At 69.7% G+C, this 19,668-nt stretch carries 10 protein-coding genes; 7 read left to right on the top strand and 3 right to left on the bottom strand.

The window, feature by feature from the left end; all coding sequences use genetic code 11:
* The first annotated feature begins 67 nt into the window (after positions 1 to 67).
* Positions 68 to 640, top strand: coding sequence for a hypothetical protein (locus tag MYSTI_RS29925; RefSeq protein WP_015351558.1), 573 nt, complete (start codon positions 68 to 70; stop codon positions 638 to 640).
* Between the two features lie 12 nt (positions 641 to 652).
* Here the strand turns inward: MYSTI_RS29925 and MYSTI_RS29920 are convergent, their stop codons facing one another.
* Complete coding sequence (locus MYSTI_RS29920; protein ID WP_015351557.1) at positions 653 to 3,706, bottom strand: DEAD/DEAH box helicase; 3,054 nt, start codon at positions 3,704 to 3,706, stop codon at positions 653 to 655.
* 74 nt (positions 3,707 to 3,780) lie between these two features.
* The gene (locus tag MYSTI_RS29915; protein ID WP_044281610.1) at positions 3,781 to 5,322 is read right to left on the bottom strand and encodes a chitinase; all 1,542 of its coding nucleotides are present in this window, start codon (positions 5,320 to 5,322) and stop codon (positions 3,781 to 3,783) included.
* A gap of 336 nt (positions 5,323 to 5,658) precedes the next feature.
* Here MYSTI_RS29915 and MYSTI_RS29910 point away from each other — a divergent pair, with 336 nt between their 5' ends.
* The 6 genes from MYSTI_RS29910 (at position 5,659) to MYSTI_RS29885 (ending at position 17,857) form a co-directional block, all read left to right on the top strand.
* Positions 5,659 to 6,081, top strand: coding sequence for a YciI family protein (locus tag MYSTI_RS29910; RefSeq protein WP_044281604.1), 423 nt, complete (start codon positions 5,659 to 5,661; stop codon positions 6,079 to 6,081).
* A 442-nt stretch (positions 6,082 to 6,523) separates the two neighbouring features.
* On the top strand, positions 6,524 to 8,005 hold the full coding sequence (locus MYSTI_RS29905; protein ID WP_015351554.1) for an SDR family oxidoreductase: 1,482 nt from the start codon (positions 6,524 to 6,526) through the stop codon (positions 8,003 to 8,005).
* Positions 8,006 to 8,027: 22 nt separating this feature from the next.
* Positions 8,028 to 14,636 (top strand): type I polyketide synthase, encoded by a 6,609-nt coding sequence (locus tag MYSTI_RS29900; protein ID WP_015351553.1) that lies wholly within the window; start codon positions 8,028 to 8,030, stop codon positions 14,634 to 14,636.
* 23 nt (positions 14,637 to 14,659) lie between these two features.
* Complete coding sequence (locus MYSTI_RS29895; RefSeq protein ID WP_015351552.1) at positions 14,660 to 15,754, top strand: fatty acid desaturase family protein; 1,095 nt, start codon at positions 14,660 to 14,662, stop codon at positions 15,752 to 15,754.
* A 126-nt stretch (positions 15,755 to 15,880) separates the two neighbouring features.
* Positions 15,881 to 16,957 carry an NADH:flavin oxidoreductase gene (locus tag MYSTI_RS29890; protein WP_015351551.1) on the top strand — a complete coding sequence of 359 codons (1,077 nt, stop codon included), beginning with the start codon at positions 15,881 to 15,883 and terminating at the stop codon, positions 16,955 to 16,957.
* A gap of 168 nt (positions 16,958 to 17,125) precedes the next feature.
* The gene (locus MYSTI_RS29885) at positions 17,126 to 17,857 is read left to right on the top strand and encodes an outer membrane beta-barrel protein (RefSeq protein ID WP_015351550.1); all 732 of its coding nucleotides are present in this window, start codon (positions 17,126 to 17,128) and stop codon (positions 17,855 to 17,857) included.
* 58 nt (positions 17,858 to 17,915) lie between these two features.
* Here MYSTI_RS29885 and MYSTI_RS29880 read toward each other — a convergent pair whose 3' ends face one another.
* The gene (locus MYSTI_RS29880; RefSeq protein ID WP_015351549.1) at positions 17,916 to 19,256 is read right to left on the bottom strand and encodes an alpha/beta hydrolase family protein; all 1,341 of its coding nucleotides are present in this window, start codon (positions 19,254 to 19,256) and stop codon (positions 17,916 to 17,918) included.
* Positions 19,257 to 19,668: the final 412 nt, after the last annotated feature.

The raw sequence follows: 19,668 nt of genomic DNA, 5'->3' as shown, positions 1-19,668 counted from the left end.
ACACCCTGGTGCGGCGTGTCTCCTCTTCATGGGGCCGGGTTTCCCCATGGATTCTCGAGAGGACGATATGAAGACAGCGATGGGTTTCGGGGTGCTTCTCTCCCTGCTGGCGGTGGGCTGCGGCAACTCCGACGACGGTGAGGACGGCGGTGGCGGGAGTGCGCTGCAGTGTTCCGCCGTGGGCTGGTGCTCGACCTGGTATCCGACGAGCCGGGAGGTGGCGAATCCTCCGGCGCTGACGGGAGGCACCCTGGCGGATGGCCTCTACCGCATGGCGCAGGGCAGCCACCACTCGCAGGCGATGCTCATCCAGGGGAAGTCCATCCTCCTCATCGGCCGCTCCTGGAGCAACTTCGTGGGCACCTGGAAGGCGGACGGCGGGAAGCTGACGGTCTCCGTGACGGGCAACTGCGACGAGCTCGAGGAGAAGCGGATGACCACGCAGTTCACCTATGCCTTCGCGGTCCAGGGGAACACCGTCTACCTCCAGGACCTGGAGACCGAGGGCCGGCCGGTCCTCGGGTTCCAGAAGGTGAGCTCGCTGTGTGAGGAGACCGCGACGTTCACCTGCGACTCGCGCATCTGCTCCTGCATCACGACGACGAACAAGCCCCTCACGGGGCAGACCTCCTGCGACTGAGGAGGCCCGCCGTCAGTCGAGCAGCTGCATCAGGTCCGCGCGGGTGATGGCGGCGCCTCCCGAGGCGCCTCCGAGCGCGGACTCGAACAGCGCGCGCTTCTTGTCCTGGAGCGTGAGGATCTTCTCCTCCACCGTGCCCTGGGACACGAGCCGGTACACCATGACGGGGCGCTGCTGACCGATGCGATGCGCGCGGTCCGCGGCCTGGTTCTCCACGGACGGGTTCCACCACGGGTCCACCAGGAACACGTGGTCCGCCGCGGTGAGGTTCAGTCCCGTGGCGCCCGCCTTGAGCGAGATGAGCATCACGGGCGGGCCCTTCGGGTCCTGGAAGGCCTCCGCCACGGCGCCTCGGTTGGCGGTGGAGCCGTCCAGGCGGATGAAGCCGATGCCGGCCTCGCGCAGCGCGGGCTCGATGAGGTCCAGCATGGACGTCCACTGCGAGAAGACGAGCGCCTTGTGGCCATCCTCCACCGCGGTGGAGAGCGCCTCCACCAGCGCCTGCACCTTGGACGACGACTTCGCCTGCTGGCCCGGCACGAGCGCGGGGTGGCACGCGGCCTGACGCAAGCGAAGGAGCGCCTCCAGCGCCTTGAGCACGCTGCCGCCCGCCTCTAGCTGGGACACCACCTCCTCGCGCGTGGCGGAGTACACCGCGTCGTAGACGGCGCGCTCGTGCTCGCTCAAGGTGACGTGGCGCACGGACTCCGTGCGAGGCGGAAGCTCCGGGGCCACGTCCCGCTTGAGCCTGCGCAGGACGAAGGGCCGGATGCGCGCGCGAAGCCGCTCCGCCGCGCCCTTCAGGTTGTCACTGACGGGGCGCGCCCAGCGCTCCTCGAAGTCCTTGCGCCCACCGAGCAGTCCCCGGTTGGCGAAGTGCATCAGGCTCCACAGCTCCTCCAGCCGGTTCTCGATGGGCGTGCCGCTGAGCGCGAGCCGGAACTGGGCCTCCAGTCCGTAGGCCGCGCGCGCCACCTGGCTGTCGGGATTCTTGATGGCCTGGGCCTCGTCCAGCACCACCATGTCCCACTGCCGCGCGCCCAGCACCTCCGCGTCCAGCCGCATGAGCGCGTACGTCGTGAGCGTGACGTCGGCCGTCTCGTCCAGCGAGCGTCCGGGGCCGTGGTAGACGGAGACCTTCAGCGAGGGGCGGAAGCGCCGCACCTCCGCGTGCCAGTTGGGCAGCACGCTGGTGGGCGCGACGACGAGCGTGCCCTTGCCGACCATGCAGATGGTCTGGAGCGTCTTGCCCAGACCCATGTCGTCCGCGAGCACGCCGCCCAGGCCCGCCTGCCGCAGGAAGGTGAGCCAGCTGACGCCCTGGAGCTGATACGGGCGCAGCTTCGCCGTGAGGTCCGAGGGGAGCTGGGGCTCGGGGAGCTTCTCGAAGCCTTGCACCAGGGGCGCCAGCCGCTCCAGGCCGGGCGGGGGCGGATGCTCCAGCTCCTCGCACAGCTCGGTGAGCTGGGGGATGGCGTGGTTGGCCAGCCGCCCATCCGAGCCTCGCGCCGCGAGCAGCTCCGCCACGCGGTGACCGTGTGACTTCAGCCATTGCGTTGGCAGCGGGGCCCAGCCGCCTCCCTCCAGGGGAACGAGGCCCAGGCCCTCCTCCCACGCCTTCATCACCGCGCCCGCGTCCACGGTGCGAGGCGCCTCGTCTCCCGCGCCCTCCACCTGGAAGTCGAACGAGAAGCCCACGCTGGGCACCCCCGCCGCCGTCGCGCCCGCCTCCACGTTGAGCAAGGGGCGCAGCTTCACGTCGGGGCTGACGAAGCGCGCCGCGTCTCCCGTGAGTCCGCCGCGCCACTTGCGCAGCTTGTCGGCGAGCTGCACGGCCTCCTTGCCCTGCACCGTCACCCGTCGCCCGGGGACCATGTTGAGCTCGTCGCGCAGGCCGTGGATGAGCTGCTGCTCGGCCGCCTCGTTGCGCACGGGCACCGCGCCCTGCAGGTACACCATGCGCCCGTTGTCGATGCGCACGGTGGGCGGGGAGCCATAGACGAGCGTGGGCAGCGCGGAGAGGCCCGCGTCCAGCGGGTCCAGCTCCAGCGAGATGCGCGGCTTGAGCGTGCGGTCGATGGCCGGCAGCCGCTTGCTCTTCACGTCGACGGGGAGCCGCCGCGCCATCTCCGGCAGCACCTTGCCGGTGAGGTCGCCCATCTGGTCGGGCGAGAAGACGCGCTCCTGCGGCAGCTTCTCCAGCCGGGAGCCGGTGAGCGCCTGCTCACCGAGCCGGAAGAGCACGCCGCCTCCCGCCGCGATGCCGGGGCTGACCACCTCCGTGGCGCGCGGGTCCCGGTCCACCTTCAGCACCGTCTGCTCGCCGCGGTCCTCCACGGTGACGCGGGGAAGGAGCAGCTCGCTGGACACCGACACCAGCATGCCGTCGAAGAGGATGGTGCGCGCGGGCTCCAGCGCACGCAGCAGCGCCTCCAGTCGCTCGGGAGGCAACGCGCCCCGCGTGGGCCTGGCGAGCAGCGCGTCCGCGACGCGGTCACACGGCTCCACCTGGATGCGCGCGGCCTCCACCGGATTCGTCAGGAGCGACGACAGGCTGCGCGCGAGCAGGCGCGCGGTGTTGTCGGGCCGCACCACCAGCCGCTCGAGCTGGAGCCCTCCCTCCACGCGCTTGAAGCGGTACACCATCCGCTCCGGCTTGGGCGCGGCGCCAGGGCGTGCTCCGGCGGGGGCCGGGCTCGCGGGGGCGCGCGGCGCGGCGCTCACGGGGGGGCGCGGCGCGGCGGTGGGGCGCTGGGGCGGGGGCGCGCTGGGACGCGGCGGCACGCCCTTCTGCGAGGAGTGGTGCAGGAAGAGGGCGGCGGCGACCACGTGCTCGCACGGGTCCACCTTCCCTCGGCAGTCACACTCCCAGATTTCATCCTCGGGATAGAGGGTGGTGGTCACCGGGGCGGGGCGGCCGGTGGCGCGCACGCGCAGCACCGTCTCCTCCTCGCCCACGGACTGCACCGAGACAGCACCCGCGCGGGCGAGGCCCATTCCAGCGGACCACGTCTCCGAGCGGGCTTCCTCCTGGATGGCTTCGAGCAGGTCGGCGGTCGCGGACATACGAGGACCGCCTCCCTAGCGCCGTGGCGGACCCGGCGCAATCCTCGCCTGCGCCGGGTCCTGGGAGGGCGTGGCTAGGGGTAGGTGTCCAGGTACGCCCGGTGGCTGTTGGAGAACTCGAAGTTGGAGAACTTGTCCCAGTTGATGGACCAGGTCATCAGGCCCTTGAAGCCGGGGTAGCCCGCGGGGTTGCGCAGCACGTAGCCGCCGCCGAAGGACTTGCCCTTGATGAGGTAGTCGAGCGCCCGCTGCACGGTGGCCGGGCTCGTGTACCCACCTCCCGCCGCCTGGGGCGAGGCCGGCAGGCCAATCAACACCTGCTCCGGACGCAGCGCGGGGAATGTGTTGGAGGCGTTGCCTCCGATGGGGAAGCCCTGCAGGAGCATCTCCGCCATCGCTACGTGGAAGTCCGCGGTGCCCTGCCCATAGGCCCGCCCATCCAGCGCCATGACGGTGCCCGTGTTGTAGTGCTGCACGTGCAGGTAGGTCAGCCTGTCGCGCAGCGCGTGGATGACGGGCAGGTACGCGCCCCAGGGGCCCCCGTACGCGGCCATGCCACCCTGCACGTAGGCCGTCTCCGGGGCCATGGTGAGCACGAAACCCGCGCCGTTCTGGTTGAGCAGCTGGCGGGTGGCCTGGATGAGGTTGACGATGCGCGGCGTGGTGGGATTGCGGAAGTCGGTGTCGGTGCCGTTGAGCGACAGCGAGCTTCCTTCCAGGTCCAGGTCGAACCCGTCGAAGCCGTAGGTGCTGATGAGGGACTGCATCGTGGTGACGAAGTTCTGTCGCGCGGTGGCGTCATCCAGGTGCACCGTGCCGTTGGCGCCGCCGATGGAGATGAGCACCTTGCGGCCCTGGCCCCTCAGGAAGGCGACGTCCGCCTTGAACTCGTCGACCGTCGAGTTGTACGGCACGAAGCCCATGTTGCCGGAGCCCGGCCCGCCCACCGGCTCCGCGAAGGCCACCTGGATGACGTTGTACTTCGCGGAGATGTCGCGCAGCCGGATGTTGCCCGAGCCGTTGTCGAAGTTGTGCCAGTAGCCCACGATGATCTTCTTCCCCGTGGGCCTGGGCCCATCCGTCGTCGTCGCGGAGATGGAACCGCTCGCCGGTGAACGGTTGCCCGCGGCGTCCCGGGCCTTCACGGTGAACGTGTACGCGGTCGCCGGGGACAGCCCCACCACGCTGGCGCCGGTCGTCTCCGTGGACGCGGATGGCGTCGTGCCCCCGTTGACGAAGACCTCGTAGCCGGTGACGCGCACGTTGTCGGTGGACGCATTCCACGACAGCGTCACGCTGTCGCTGCTCACGCCCTGGGACGCCAGGCCCGTGGGCGTGGAGGGGGCCTCGGTGTCGGTGGGAGGCGTGCCGGTCCTCGGCGACCAGAGCGCCGGGACGTTGGGCGGCTCCCACCCGACGAGCGAGGTGTGCGGCTGACGGCAGTCGTAGCCCTTGCCCCCGTAGGCGACGATGTCACCCGTGGCGTACTGGACGTTGGGGGCCCACGCGCCCCGGTCCGCCGCGAGGACACGCTCGGGAGCCAGGAAGGCGAGCAGGGTCATGAGGACCACCAGGGTGGGAAGTCCCATCCGGTGGAGAGGTCCTGGAAGCTGCATGGTGTTTGCCTTTCGGCTGCGAGGGGAGAGGGCCCGGAGGCACCGAGCCATGAGAGAGGCCCCCGCCATTTTTCGGGTCAACCTGCTCGGGTCTCCTCGCGCACCCGATTCCTCACGGATGGAATCAGGCGCATGGGACTCGGAGGAAATCTCCGGGAAATTCCCTGGGACTTTTCGAACATCCCCGCCGCGCGCGGCCAGTCATTTCGCGGGCTTGGCCTGGGTCGTCGAAATAATTCAGGGCCGTGTCGATCGTTCCCCAGGTCATTCGACGAAGCGATAGAGGCCGGGAAGAACACCGGTCAACGCAACCGCGACCCCCGACGGAGAGACGACATGCGATTCATGGTCATTGTGAAGGCGACGCAGGATTCGGAAGCGGGAAAGATGCCGGAGCAGTCCCTGCTGGAGGCGATGGGGAAGTACAACGAGGAGCTGGTGAAGGCCGGAGTGCTGCTCGCGGGTGAGGGCCTCCACCCCAGCTCGAAGGGCGCGCGGGTTCGCTTCAGCGGCTCCACCCGGACCGTGATTGACGGCCCCTTCGCGGAGACGAAGGAGCTGATCGCCGGCTTCTGGCTGTTCCAGGTGAAGTCGCTGGAAGAGGCCGTCGAGTGGGTGAAGCGCTGCCCGAACCCGATGCTGGTCGAGTCGGAGATTGAAATCCGCCGCGTGTTCGACCCCGAGGACTTCGGCGCCGCCCTCACGCCCGAGCTCCAGGCGCAGGAAGAGAGCCTGCGCCAGCAGGTCGCGAAGAACTGAGCGGTTGGTCATTTCAGTGAGGCCACACGGGCCCGGCGGATTCTCCGGGCCCGTGTGGAGTCGAGCAGTCCGCTGTGTCGTGGATGTCTTCATCGCGGGTGTCAAGTGACACTGGCGATGCTTGTGTTTTGAAGGGCTTGTCTGGGTGACCTGGCCATCCTGGGCCATGGACGCGAGACGTGTATCATCAATGCTTCACATGCGTGTGTCCTTCCGCTGTGTCGCCTTGTCTCCCCCTCTGACGCCTCGTGGATTTCCCTCACATGTCGACGGGAGATGGGTGTTTGTCAATTCAGGCGGTGATGTGCTCTCGAACGGACGTTCGTGCCTGTCTTTGAGTTGCGAGTGCTGGGGAAGGGATGCACTGAATGTCAGACCCCCCGTGCATAAAGCACGCGACTCAATCCATCCCAAGCTGTTCCTGAAAATGTGAGGGTTCAGAATGTCCCCGTCATCACGCCTGGGTCCCCTGTCGCATTCACACGTCCTGGAGCGGATTCGCCACTGCGCGGCGACTGTCACCCGGTATCCGCTCGACATCCTGACGGCCGAGGCGCAGCTGGAGGACGAGCTGGGAATCGACTCCGTGAAGCTCGCGGAGATTGCCGCCGTCGTCGCGCGTGAGTTCGGCCTCGCGGTGGAGCGGCTGCCTCGGGGCGCGAAGGCGCGCACCTTGAGCCTCATCGCCGAACAGGTGGTGGCGCAGCTCGAGGACGCTGCCCCCGCACCCGTGCCCGCGGCCCCGTCCATTCCCGCGCCCGTGGCTTCTCCCTTGGCGGCCGGCCTTCCGTTGGACCTGGAGGCTCGGGTGCGCGCCGTGTTCGCTCGGGTGACGCGCTACCCGGAGGAGCTGCTGACGCCGGAGGCGGATTTGGAGGATGAGCTGGGCATCGACTCCGTGAAGCTCGCGGAGGTGTTGGCCGTGCTCGCCAAGGAGCTGAGCCTGGAGCTGGGGCCTCGGCCGTCGCGGCGGCTGCGCACGCTCTCGGCCGTGAGCGAGGAGCTCCGCTCCCGCCAGGGGAATGCGCCCGTGACGAGCGCGGTGGCGCAGGTGCCGCAAGGGGTGGCGCCGCCGCCCGTCGCCGTCCGGCAGCCGCTTCCCTTCGAGGGGAAGGTGGCGCTCGTCACCGGCTCCGGGAAGGGGATTGGAAAGGTCATCGCGCAGCGGCTGGCCAGCGCGGGGGCGACGGTGGTCGTGAACTCGTTCCACTCCCGGGACGAGGGCGAGCGCACCGCGCAGGAGATTGTCGCCGCGGGGGGCAAGGCGCTGCACGTGTGGGGCTCCGTCGCGCAGGAGGAGCACCTGGAGCGGCTGTTCACCACCCTCGCGGAGCGGCTGGGAGGCTTGGACCTCCTGGTGTGCAACGCCTCCAACGGGCTGATTGGCCCGTTCGACCGCATCGCCCCGCGCGACTGGGACAAGGCGTTCCGCACGTGTGTCACCGGGACCTACGAGTGCGCCATGCGCGCCCGTCCGCTGATGGCGCGGCGAGGTGGCGGCGCCATCGTCACCATGTCGACCTCGATGTCGCAGCGGTACATGTATGACCTGGGCTGCCAGGGCGTGGTGAAGGCGGGCGTGGAGTCGCTCACGCGCTACCTGGCGGCGGAGCTGGCGCCGGAGGGCATCCGCACCAACTGCGTGTCGGCGGGCCCGGTGCATGGGGAGCTGCTGGGCATGTTCCCCAACGCGCCAGGGCGGGTGTCTCGCTGGGAGGCCGCCACGCCGGGCGGGCAACTCTGCACGGCGGAGGACGTGGCCGACGTGACGGAGCTGCTCCTGGGCCCGAAGACACAGCGGGTGAACGGGGCCGTCTGGGTGGTGGACGGCGGGCTCTCCGCGACGGTGGATGGACTGCTTCCCGACGGGCGGCCGCAAGTCAACGGACACGACCTGCGGGCGCTGAGCGCACTGGATTCCTGAACATCGAATGGGGGACTTCACCATGGGCTACTTCGCTGTCCCGTACGTCATCCACTTCGATGACACGATGGCCTACGGGAGCCATCACTTCCTCACCAACTTCAAGTTCCAGTGCGCGGGCCGGGAGCACCTGCTCTTCAGTCCGCACTTCTTCGAGGTGCCGGAGTTCCGCCGCGACTTCGACCGGGTGCTCCTGCTCACGCACGAGGGGTACTCGCGCAACCTGTCGCCCGCGAACCTGGGCGACCGGCTGGTGGTGTTCACCTCGTTCGAGGCGCGGGGCGAGGTGTCGCTGCGCTTCTGCTTCCGGACGATGAAGTGGGACGGGACGCCCGTCGCGTGCGGCTACCAGACGGTGCTGTGCGCGGACAGGGAGACGGGGCTGCTCTGCCCGTTCCCCGACTCGTTCCGCCCCTGCCTGGATTCGCTGGCGGGAATCTTCGAGCCCGAGGGCGGCCTCAGCGTCCGTGAGCGTGCGCTCAAGGGGGGCGCCGCGGTGCAGGACCTGTTCCCGGAGTCGCTGCGCGCGCTGGCGAGGCAGCTCCTCGCGGACCCGGCTTCGCTGGGGACGTCCCGCATCGTCGAGGACTCCCTGGCGGTGGCGTCCGGGGTGAAGGCGGAGGCCGCGTGGCGCCTGCCGGAGGGGGCCCGGGCGTTCCTCTTCGCGGGACAGGGGTCCTTCGAGCCCGAGCTGTTCGTCCGCCTGAAGGCGCTGCAGCCGGAGCTGCGGGAGGAGCTCGCGGGGGTGGAGTCGGTGGCGCGGCGCTACGGCTTCGACGCGAGCGCGCTGCTCGCGGCGCGGGACGCGGCCGAGGTGCGAAGCGCGCTGGAGCAGTCGCCTCGGCTGGACCAACTGGGCATCTTCCTGTCTGGGGTGCTGGGTGCGCGGTGGCTGGCGCGCCAGGGGCAGGCTCCCGACGTCTTCGTGGGACACAGCTTCGGAGAGATTGCCGCGCTGACGGCGGCTGGAGCGTTGGACCTGAGCGCGGGGGCGGAGGTGGTGTGCCTGCGCATCCTGGCGCTGCGCGAGGTGTCGGATGAGCTGGGCACGCTGGCGGCCATCGCGCTGAGCGAGGCGGAGACGGCACGTGCCCTGTCCGAGTGTGGCGCGGAGCAGCTGGTCGTCGCGGGGCGCAACCACGCGAAGCAGACCGTGGTCGCGGGGCCCCGCGTGGAGCTGGAGCGGCTCCGGACGCATCTGGAGCAGCGAGGGCAGGGCTTCACCTTCGTGGTGAGTCGTTATCCGTTCCACCACCGGGCGCTTCAGCCCGCGGCGAAGATGTTCCGCGCGGCCTTGGCGCGCATCGCGACGAAGCCGTCCTCGAAGCCCGTCTATTCGCCCATCGAGCGGCGCGTCTATACGGGGGCTCCGGGAGAGCTGGCGGAGGCGCTCGCGGCGCACCTGCTCAAGCCGTTCGATTTCCTGGGCGCCGTGGAGCTGCTGTCGCGCGCGGGGTGCACGCGCTTCCTGGACTGCGGGACGGCGGGCCGACTGTCGCGCATCGTCCAGCGCATCCTGCCGGAGCGGAAGTCGCTGGAGGTGCAGGCCATCTCCGAGCTGCTCCCCGCGGAGGCTCCTCGCGGGGAGTCCGCCGAGGTGAAGCCGGAGGACTCGGTGATCGCCATCGTGTCTTTGGGCTGCATGTTCCCGGGCGGAGCGAAGGACCCGGAGGCGTACTGGCGCAACATCCGCGAGGGCGTCAGCGGCATCGTCGACCCGGGGCTGGCCGAGCCCTCGTTGGTGACGGACTTCGTGGGCCCGACGGGGACTCCGGACCGGGCCTATACGCTGCTGGCGGGCGCGGTCCGGAATGAGGACCTGGTGGCTCCGCCCGGAATGGAGCCGGTGCGCTTCCAGGAGTACGTGCGGGAGCAGAAGCTGCTGGCCATCGCGCTGGCGCAGGGCGTGGCGGGGTTGGAGCAGCTCGTCGCTCGGGCGCCGGGGCGTGTCCAGTGCTTGTTGGGGTCCACCGCGGAAGGCTCCGCCGAGTACGACGCCGCGCTGAGCGTGGAGGCGGGAGAGGCGCTGCTCCGCGCGAAGGGCGTGGGCGGCGCGGAGGTGGCGCTGCTGTCACAGGCGACGCGGGAGGTGTTGGGTGTCGGGGCGCGCTCCTCCGAGCTCGCGCCGCATCCGACGTTGCAGGCGGTGGTGGAGGACGTGGTGGGCCGGGGTGTCTCCTCGGTGCTGCTCGACGCCGCGTGTGCCTCGTCGCTGTATGCGATGGCGCTGGGGATGAAGTCGCTCCAGTTGGGGGAGGTGGACCTGGTGCTCGCGGGTGGCGTCTTCTCGCCGGGGCCTGGGAACAGCTGCCTCTTCTCGCAGTTCAACGGGCTCTCGGCGACGGGGAGCCGGCCGTTCGATGCGCGCGCCGATGGCGTCATCTTCGGCGAGGGCGCGGGGGTGGTCGGCCTGATGCGGCTGCCGGACGCGCTCGCGGCGGGGCTCCGGGTTCGCGCCATCATCCGAGGCACGGGGCTCTCCAGTGACGGGCGCAGCAGCTCCGCCAACGTTCCTCGCGTGGAGGGACAGGTGGCGGCGATGAACACCTGCTACTCGGAGTCGGGCATCGACCCGGCGACCATCCAGTACCTGGAGGCGCACGGCACGGCCACGCCCGCGGGAGACGCGACGGAGCTGAAGTCGATTGCGCGGGTCTTCGGTGGCAAGCGCCAGGGCATCCAGCTGGCGAGCGTGAAGGCGCTGATTGGCCACGTGGGCTGGGCGGCGGGGGCCGCGTCGGTCATCAAGCTGTGCAAGGCGCTGGAGCACCGGCTCATCCCCAAGCAGTCGAACTTCGAGAAGGCCGGCAAGGAGCTGAGCGCGCTGGGCACGGACTTCGAGGTCTGCGTGCGCGAGCAGTCCTGGCCGGAGAATGGCGAGCATCCTCGGCGTGCCGCGACCAATGGCTTCGGCTTTGGCGGCACGAACGCGCACCTGGTGCTGGAGGAGTACCGGGGGGGCGCGGTGGTGGCGCGGAGCGCGAAGTGGGCGGACACGCTGGTCGTGGTGGCCGCCGAAGGGGTGTACCCCGATGCGCTCGGGGTGCCGAGGACGTCGGATGCGTCGCAGCCAGGGACGCGCTTCGACGTGGGGGCGTACCGGCCACCGTCCTCGGTGCGGCTGCTGCCGGACATCACCGAGGACATGGACCTCACGCAGGGGCTCGCGCTCACGGCCGCGAGTGCGCTGGTCCAGAAGCTCGGGAAGTTCGAGGAGCTGAGGATGGGGACGGCCATCGTGCTCGGGCTGGAGGGCAAGACGCGGCGAGGCGTGGAGGCGATTCAGCGGGTGCTGGCGTCCTCGACGCGAAGGAAGCTCCGTGAGTGGGTGCTGAGCACGCCCGAGCGCGCCGTGCTGCTGCCGTTGGCGGAGCGGCTGCATGACACGGTGGTGGGCTCGCTGCGTCCTTCGGGGCCGTACACGCTCCAGGGAATGATGGCCAACGTGACGCCGGGGCGTGTGGCCGGGGCGCTGGATGTGAAGGGCCCGAACTTCGTGGTGGATGCGGGAGCGGCCTCGTTGGCTGCCTCGCTGAAGGCCGCTCGAGGTGTGCTGGCGTCGGGCTTCGAGTTGGCGCTGGTGGGGGGGGCCCATGTCCTCCGGCCGGGGGAGGTCTCGGAAGGGGCCTCGCTCTCGGAGGGAGTGATGTTGCTGGCGGTGACCACCGCCGCGACGGCAGCGAAGCGGGGGTTGAAGGTGTTGTGCCACCTGCACCTGTCGGAGACCCGAGGCCCGCGTGACTCGGCGGGGGTTGAATTGCCAGCGCACTCGGCTCGGGAGGGGCTGGAGGTGCTGCGCGCCGTGCAAGCGGCGGCCGGAGGAAGCGCCACCACGTTGCGATTCCGTCCCGATGCCGCGAGCGGTGCGCGCCTGGAGGTCCGGCTGACGCCGGGCGAGGCCATGCCGCTGTCGTCACCCGTGTTGAGGAGTGCGAGAGCGGCGGAGGCGATTACCCCCGTCGAGCAGTTCCAGTCGACGGGGCGTGTGCACACCGAGGAGGGCCAGCGCGTTGCAGGCGCCCTCGGCCGTGTCCAGTCCGCTCCGTCCGCGATTCCAGAGCCGACGCGAACGGTCGCGAGCGCAGAAACGATGCGAGCGGTCGCGGGACCTCCCGTGCCGAACGCTCCCGGGGCCGCCGACGTGGCGCCCCCCGCCAGTGGCGGTGACGGCTTCGACCATGCCGCCGTCATCGGCTACCACGCCCCCGTGCTCGTCGCGCAGCCCGCGCGAGTGACGCGGGCGGCTCGACTCACCGGGCAGCGCGTCCTCTTCATCGCCCGGGATGAAGTCCTGGCGAAGGAGCTGGATGAACAGGCCCGACGCCTCGGGGCGGCCGAGTACCGAGTGGTCTTCGCCGGAACGTCGTCCGGAGCGGGCCGGGTCCTCGGCATCGACACCTCCAGCGAGGAGCGCGCGGAAGCGGGTCTCCAGTCCCTGGGCTTCGAGCCGAGCCTCATCCTCGCGGTCCACCGCCTGGAGGCCGCATCGAGCGAGGCCCGCGTCGTCGAGGACACGGCGCTGCGCCATGAAGCCCTGGAGCTGCTCTTCCTCGCGGCGCGGCGCTCCTACGAGGGGCTGCTCGCGGGGAGCATCGAGCTTGCGAGCCTGTGCGTCGGAGGCGTGGGGCTTCGTCGAGTCCTTCACCCGGTGACAGGCCTGTTCTCCGGAATGCTCAAGTCCATCGCACGAGAGGTCCCCTCGAAGAACGTCCGAGCCATCGCGACCACCTGGCGTCCACTCGGCGAGGCGCTGGACCTGGCGCTCATGGAGCTTGGCTCGGAGGAGGAAGGGGGCCCGTCGGTCGAGGTCTGCTTCGACGCCGGGGCACGCTACGTCCGCAGATTGCGCCCCACCACGACGCCCGCCACGGGCGAGTCGCGGCTCGATGCGGGCTCCGTGGTCCTGCTGACGGGCGGAGGCCGAGGCGTCACCGCGGTGCTCGCTGGCGCGCTCCTGAAGCGCTACGGCTGCACCGTGGTCCTGCTGGGTCGCAGCGACCCGGAGAGCGCTCCGGCGCGAGTGCTCCAAGCCTCGGACGCCCAGCTCTCCGAGGTGGAGCGGGAGTTCTACGCCACCGAGCTGGCCTCGAAGCCGGGCACGAAGATGCCGGAGCTTCGAGCCCGCTTCGAGCGGCACCTCGCGGTGCGAGAGCTGCGCTCCACGCTCGCGGAGCTCTCACGACTGCCGGGCCGCATGGTCTACCGCGTGGCGGATGTCACCCGCGCCGAGGACGTGGCGCGAGTGATGGACGAGCTGGTCGACGAGCACGGCCGCCTGGACCTCGTCGTCCACGGCGCCGGAACCCAGACCTCCAAGAAGCTGAACCGCCGCCGGCTCTCGGAGCTGCGCACGAACCTGGACACGAAGCTGCGAGGACTCCAGCAGCTGCACTCGGCCAGCACGAGCCGCTTCGGCCCGTCGGTGCCGTTCCATGTCCTCACGTCCGCGTTCAGCTTCATCGGGAATGACGGACAGGCGGACTACGGCGCGGCGAACGAGGCGCTGGACCGGCTCTGCGCCTGGGTGAGCGACCGCCGCACGGGGACCCCCTGGTGCAGCGTGGGCTGGCTCGCCTGGGACGGCATCGGCATGACGCGAGGCTCCGAGTACCGCGTGCTCGGCGCCAGCCGGAAGCTCCGTGGGATTCGCGCCGAGGAAGGCGAGGCGCTCTTCCTGCAGCTCATCGAGGGCCAGCCGCGCGAGGCCATCAACGTGCAGCTCACCGAGAGCGAGCGCTCCTACTACGGCCTGACGTTGATGCCGTCGGCCGCGCCCGCGAGTCCCGCTGTCACGAAGACGGTGCTCAAGGACCTGGTGGTGGACGCGGTCCAGGTTCCCTGCCTGGAGGACCACCTCGTCCGAGGCACCCCCACGCTGCCGGGCGCCTGGGCGTTGGACCTGATGCTCCGCGCCGCGCTGGGAGACGGCAGGCCGGAGCTGCGCACCGTCTCCATCGAGGACGTCCGCTTCTCGCGCTTCATCCGCGTGAAGCCCGGAGGCCGCCAGGACCTGCGCGCGGAGTGCACGCCGCTGGCCGACGAGCCCGGCCTGCTCAGCGTGAGGGTGCGGCTGGTCGGAGACATCGTCCATGGCTCGGGCCGGGTGCTCGAGCGCGACGTGGTCCACGCGGAAGCGCGCTTCACGCTGTCGGCGCAAGCGCCTCGGGGCGCACCGGCCTTGGACGCGGCCACGCCTTCCGGGCGCGGTCTCTCCGCCGAGGACCCGCACTGCGCACGCGGGGGCCCCATCGAGCTGCGGAAGATGTTCGACTGCCTGGAGGACATCCGCCTGGAGCCGTCGGCGCGCTTCGCGAAGCTGGGCCTCCCGTCGAAGACGGAGGACGCGGGGGCCACCGTGCCCGCGCTCATCCTCGACGCGGCCCTGCGGCTGAGCGCCATGCATGTGAATGGCGTGTCGGACACCGTCTTCGCGCCCATCCAGTTCCAGCGAGCCACCTTCGACCGAGGACTGGTGTCCAGGCCCGATGCCATGCCGCTGCGGCTCTCGTTGAAGTCACTCAACCCATGGATTGACGGAGACATCCTCCACTGCGGCACCGTCGCGGCGGTCGACGACGCGGGGTGCCTGCGGATGCTCCTCGAGGGCGGCGTCGCCCGGCCCATGGCCTGAACCCACTGTCTCGAGGGAACACAATGAACTCCACTGCATTGTCGACAGTCCCAGTGCCCATCGAGGACCCCAAGCACCTGCGCGCGGAGCTGCGCCGGGTGCTGCCTCCCGCATCCTTCGAACCTCAAGCCCACCGGGGCGTCATCGCGTTGGCGCTGGTGCCGCTCATCCTGGGCGGCATGGCGTGGGTGGCGTGGGGCGGACTGCCCTGGTGGGCCAGCCTCGTCATCGCCTTCGTGTTGGGGCAGATGGTGACCTGCGTGGGGCTGGCGGCCCACGAGGCACTCCACCACTCCGTCTTCCGCAGCCGGTTCTGGGAAGACGTCATCGGCTGGGCGGGCTTCAGTCCCTTCCTCGTGACGCCGGGCAACTGGCGGGCCTGGCATGTCCAGGCACACCACAGCGCGGCGAACATCTTCGACCGGGACCCGGACATCCTCCCGCGCCAACCCGACTTGCGCACCCAGTGGTTCGCCCGCTTGTTCCACGCGATATCGCCGGGCTCCGGGACGTGGCTCAGCTACGTCAGCTTCAGCTTCTTCTTCACCGGGCAGGGGCAGGCCTTCCTCTGGCATCACATCAACCAACCCCACCTCCAGCACGTGCGCATGAACCGTCTGAAGGAGCGCGTCTTCACGCTGCTGCTCGCGGTGGGGTGGGGCGCGTTGGGGTGGGCCATGGGGCCCAGGGGCGCGCTCTACGCCATCCTCATCCCGATGGTCGTCGCGAACATCACCCTGATGATCTACATCGCCACGAACCACTGGCTCCTGGGCGCCTCCGAGGACAGCGACAATCCCTTCGTGAACACGGCGAGCGTGGAGACCCACCCGCTGATGAACTGGGCGCACCTCAACTTCAGCTATCACCAGGAGCACCACATCTTCCCGGCGATGAGTCCTCGCTTCGCGCCGCTCCTGCGCAAGCACCTGCGCGAAATCAGGCCCGAGGTCTCGCTCGTCTATCCCCACCTCCACGCCTTGCGCACGCTGTACTCGCGCCCGGCGCTGTATTCACCCACGGACGGGTCGACGCTGGTGGGCCGCGATGGCTCGCCGTCGGTGACCATCGAGGAGCTCCGCAAGCGGCTCGAGGCCTCGGGTCCGCTCGCCTCCTGAGCGGGGGCGGATGTCGCGTCGGTGGCGTTGACGAAGCGAATCACCTTCACCGACGTGACGACTCATGCCATGCAGGGGCCGAGGGGCGCACGCCCCCTCGTGCCCTCGTCGCGGGAGTCGCTCGCCATGGCAGGACTTTTCGAACCGCTGGAGCTTCGCGAGGGTGTCGTCGCGCGCAACCGCATCTGGCTGGCGCCGCTGACGAACATGCAGAGCCACACCGACGGCACGCTGTCCGACGACGAGCTGCGCTTCTTGTCCCGGCGCGCGGCGGGAGGCTTCGGCCTGGTGGAGACCTGCGCCGCGCACGTGAAGCAGGACGGCAAGGCCTGGCCCGGCGAGCTGGGCGTCCACGATGACGCGATGCTCCCGGGCCTGACGCGTCTGGCGAAGGCGATTCATCAGGACGGAGCGCTGCTGTCCGCCCAGCTCTTCCACGGCGGGCTGCGCGCGGACCCCGCGGTCAGCGGGCTCGAGTGCTGGGGCCCGAGCGCCCACCGCGACGAGCGCAGTCAGTGCCGCGCGGCGACGGAGGAGGACATCCTCTCCACCATCGACGCCTTCGCGAGCGCGGCCAGGCGATGCGACCAGGCGGGCTTCGACGGCGTGGAGCTCCATGGCGCGCATGGCTACGTGCTGTCCCAGTTCCTGAGCACCGTCTACAACCAGCGCGAGGACACGTGGGGCGGCTCGCTCGAGAACCGCTCACGGCTCCTGCGCGAGACGCTGACCGCGGTGCGCCGCGCCGTGCCGTCCCGGGTCCTCGCCGTGCGCATCTCTCCGGAGGACTACGGCCAGGCGAAGGGGTTGGACCTCGATGAGAACCTGGAGGTCGCCCGGATGCTCGCGGACGCGGGCATGGATGTCCTCCACCTGTCCTTGTGGCGCGCCGCGCTCAACACCCTGAAGCGCCCCCAGGAACATGCCGTGACGCTGTTCCGTCGCGCGCTGCCGTCGCGGGTGAAGATCGTCGTGGCGGGTGCCATCTGGACGCGAGAGGACGCGGAGGCCCAGCTCGCGCGAGGCGCGGACGCCGTGGCCCTGGGACGTGGCGCCATCGCCAACCACGACTGGCCCCAGCGCATCCACCGAGGCGAGGACCTCCACCTCGCGCCTGTCTCCGAGGACGTCCTGCTCCAGGGCGGTGCGTCACCGGGCTTCGTGGGCTACCTGCGCGGCTGGAAGAACTTCGTCGCTCCCTGAGTGAAACAAGTCCCCCCGAGCCCGAGATATTCAAAGGCTGGGTCTGGGCGGCCCCAGGTCGGGAAGTCATGCCCCCTGTTGAATAACTGACGGGGTCCCGCGTCTTAATGCACGACCGACACCTTGAGGGTGTGGGCGTTCAACTCGTTTCTTCGTGGGACTTCCTTCATGAAAAGCCGCACGCAGTGGATGTTGTGCTCCCTGTCTTTCGCTCTCGCCGCGTCGCCTGCCCTGGCCCAGGACGGTGAGGACACCGACTCGGGCTACTCGGACGACAGCGGCGAGTCTTCGGAGGGCGGTGGCTTCGCGCTGGGCCTGCGCGCGGGCCTGGGCATTCCGTTCGGCAAGTTCACGAGCGAGGAGAGCGCCTCGGCCAGCAACAAGGTCAGCGACACCTTCTCGGCCGCCATCCCGTTGCAGGTGGAGGCGGGCTACTTCTTCAACCCGAACATCTATGTGGGCGCGTACTTCCAGTACGGCATCCTCTCGCTGAAGGATGACTGTCCCGACCAGGTGGACTGCAGCGCGAGCCAGCTCCGCTTTGGCGCCAATGTCGCCTATCACTTCCAGGCGACCCCGAAGATCGACCCCTGGGTCGGTCTGGGCATCGGCTACGAAATCGCCAGCCAGACCACCTCCGCCACCGTGGGGAACACGGACGTCGAGGCGACGGCCAGCGTCAAGGGCCTGGAGTTCGTCTCCGCCCAGGGCGGCCTCGACTTCCGCATCACGCCCGCGTTCTCCGTGGGCCCCTACCTGACGTACACGCTGGGCCAGTACTCCACCGTCTCCATCTCGGGTGAGTCCGGTGGCAACGAGCGGGATGAGTCGGAGGACATCGAGGAGAAGGCGATGCACTCCTGGGTGTACGGCGGCGTGCGGATGCAGATGCGCTTCTAGTCTCGCGCTCGTGACGCCGGGCCGCTGTTCCTGGCCCGGCGCCACGGGGTGTCGCGACTCAGATGTTCTCGTCGAACCAGTCGAACATGCGGTGGTTGGCGACCGCCTGGGCCGCTTCCTGGCAGTGCAGGAGCCCGGTGTCCTCCTCCGTGAAGAGCATGTAGTCCTTCGGGCACGTCAGCGCGTCATAGAGCTGTTTCGCCTGGCCTCCCGAGTACGCCTCCGCGGTGCCGTCCATGACGAGCGTGCGGGCGCGGATGCGGTGGACGATGGGCTCGTTGAACTCGCGCAGCTTGAACATCAGGTCCGACGGTGACGTCGCGCCGTGCTTGTTCATGGAGTCGCGCATGTACCAGCGGTACAGGAACACCTGCGTCATCAGCTGGTACATCGCCGCGTCGAACGCCGCCGGGTCCGTGTCCAACAGGCGCATCATCTCCGGGAAGTAGGCGTTGAACTGGTCGAAGCTGGACTTGCCCCAGTTGAGGACGCCGGGGTTGGGGATGAGCAGCTTGATGCGGTGCTCGAACGCGGCGGCGCGCGGGACGAGCGCCCCACCCATGCTCCAGCCCAGCACCGCCAGCCTCCGCGCGTCCACGCCGGCGATGCGCACCGCGAAGTTGATGACCGGGGTGATGACCTTCTCCCAGTCCGGACGGAAGGGCAGGTTCTGCTCGCGGATGGCCATGCCCTGACCGGGCGCGTGGACGATGAGGCAGTGGTAGCCCCGCTCCAGCGCGTCATCAATCACGTACTTCGACTCCTCGGGGAACGCGTCGCGGCCCTGCTGGAAGATGAGCAGGGGCGCGCTGCTGCGTGCGCAAGGGGAGCGGAAGAAGTAGCCGGGGAGCGTCGTGTTCTCGTAGGGAATCCGGATCGGCGTGGCGGGAATCCTCAACAGGTGCAGGGCCTTCTCGTACGTCACCACCGACTTGCGCCCCGTCTCCAGCACGCTGGCGTGGTGGGGGTCCGGGTGGTGGATGAGCGCGGCCCGGTAGTAGTTGGCCGCCCGCAGGTAGGCCTTGCCGGCGCTGCGGGTGTGGTTGCGCGTGAAGCTCGCGTCGCCCATGGCGCGCACGCGGTCCGCGGTGCGGACCCACTCGGTGGGCCAGCTCCAGTCATCGTCGATGGAGATGCGGCTGGCCGTGTCCAGCACCTCGCCGATGTCCGCCTGGGCGCTGTAGGTGGCGGCCAGGAAGTGCAGGAGCTGGTTCTCCATGACCGGGTCCGCGAGCAGGCCCAGCTCGTACCAGGGACGCTGTGGCGGTGACGCCTGGCCAGGCGTCGAGGTGACCTGGGCGAGGGCCGCCTGGGCGGCCGGAGTGCGCAGCAGCGCGAGGCCTCCAGTGATGCCCAGGCCCGCGTGCAGCAAGGAACGACGGTTCAGGGTGACGCTCATGTGGTGCTGCCTCCGTGTGAGGGATTGCCAGCTCGAACACCCCGGCCTTTTATTTCTGTCATCGCATCCCGAATAAACAGATGCGATGGGATTCGAGCCGAATCAAAGACAGACGAGTGGCGTTGCGCGAGCGGCGCGGAGGCGAGCCTCGACGGTGCAGGTCTCATGCGGGCCCAGGGAGGTCCTGGGGCTCTCGAGCCTGGATGCGAATCCCCTCGGGGCACGGGGCGTCCCGTGCCTCCCGGGGGGCACTTCGATGGGTTCAATCGACTGATTGAATCGTGCGATTGGTGCCCGGGATTGTCAAGGGGCACCGGGTTTTCAGAGGGGAAACGGTGGGGAGGGGCTCACCGGGGAGGCCGCTCGCGATGGAGCGGCGTGGCTTCCGGCTCGGGTGAGCAAGGGGGCGGCC

Source organism: Myxococcus stipitatus DSM 14675 (assembly GCF_000331735.1).
Lineage (GTDB): Bacteria > Myxococcota > Myxococcia > Myxococcales > Myxococcaceae > Myxococcus > Myxococcus stipitatus.
The sequence above is the reverse complement of the archived record's forward strand: the minus strand, read 5'-3'. Positions and strand labels throughout refer to the sequence as shown.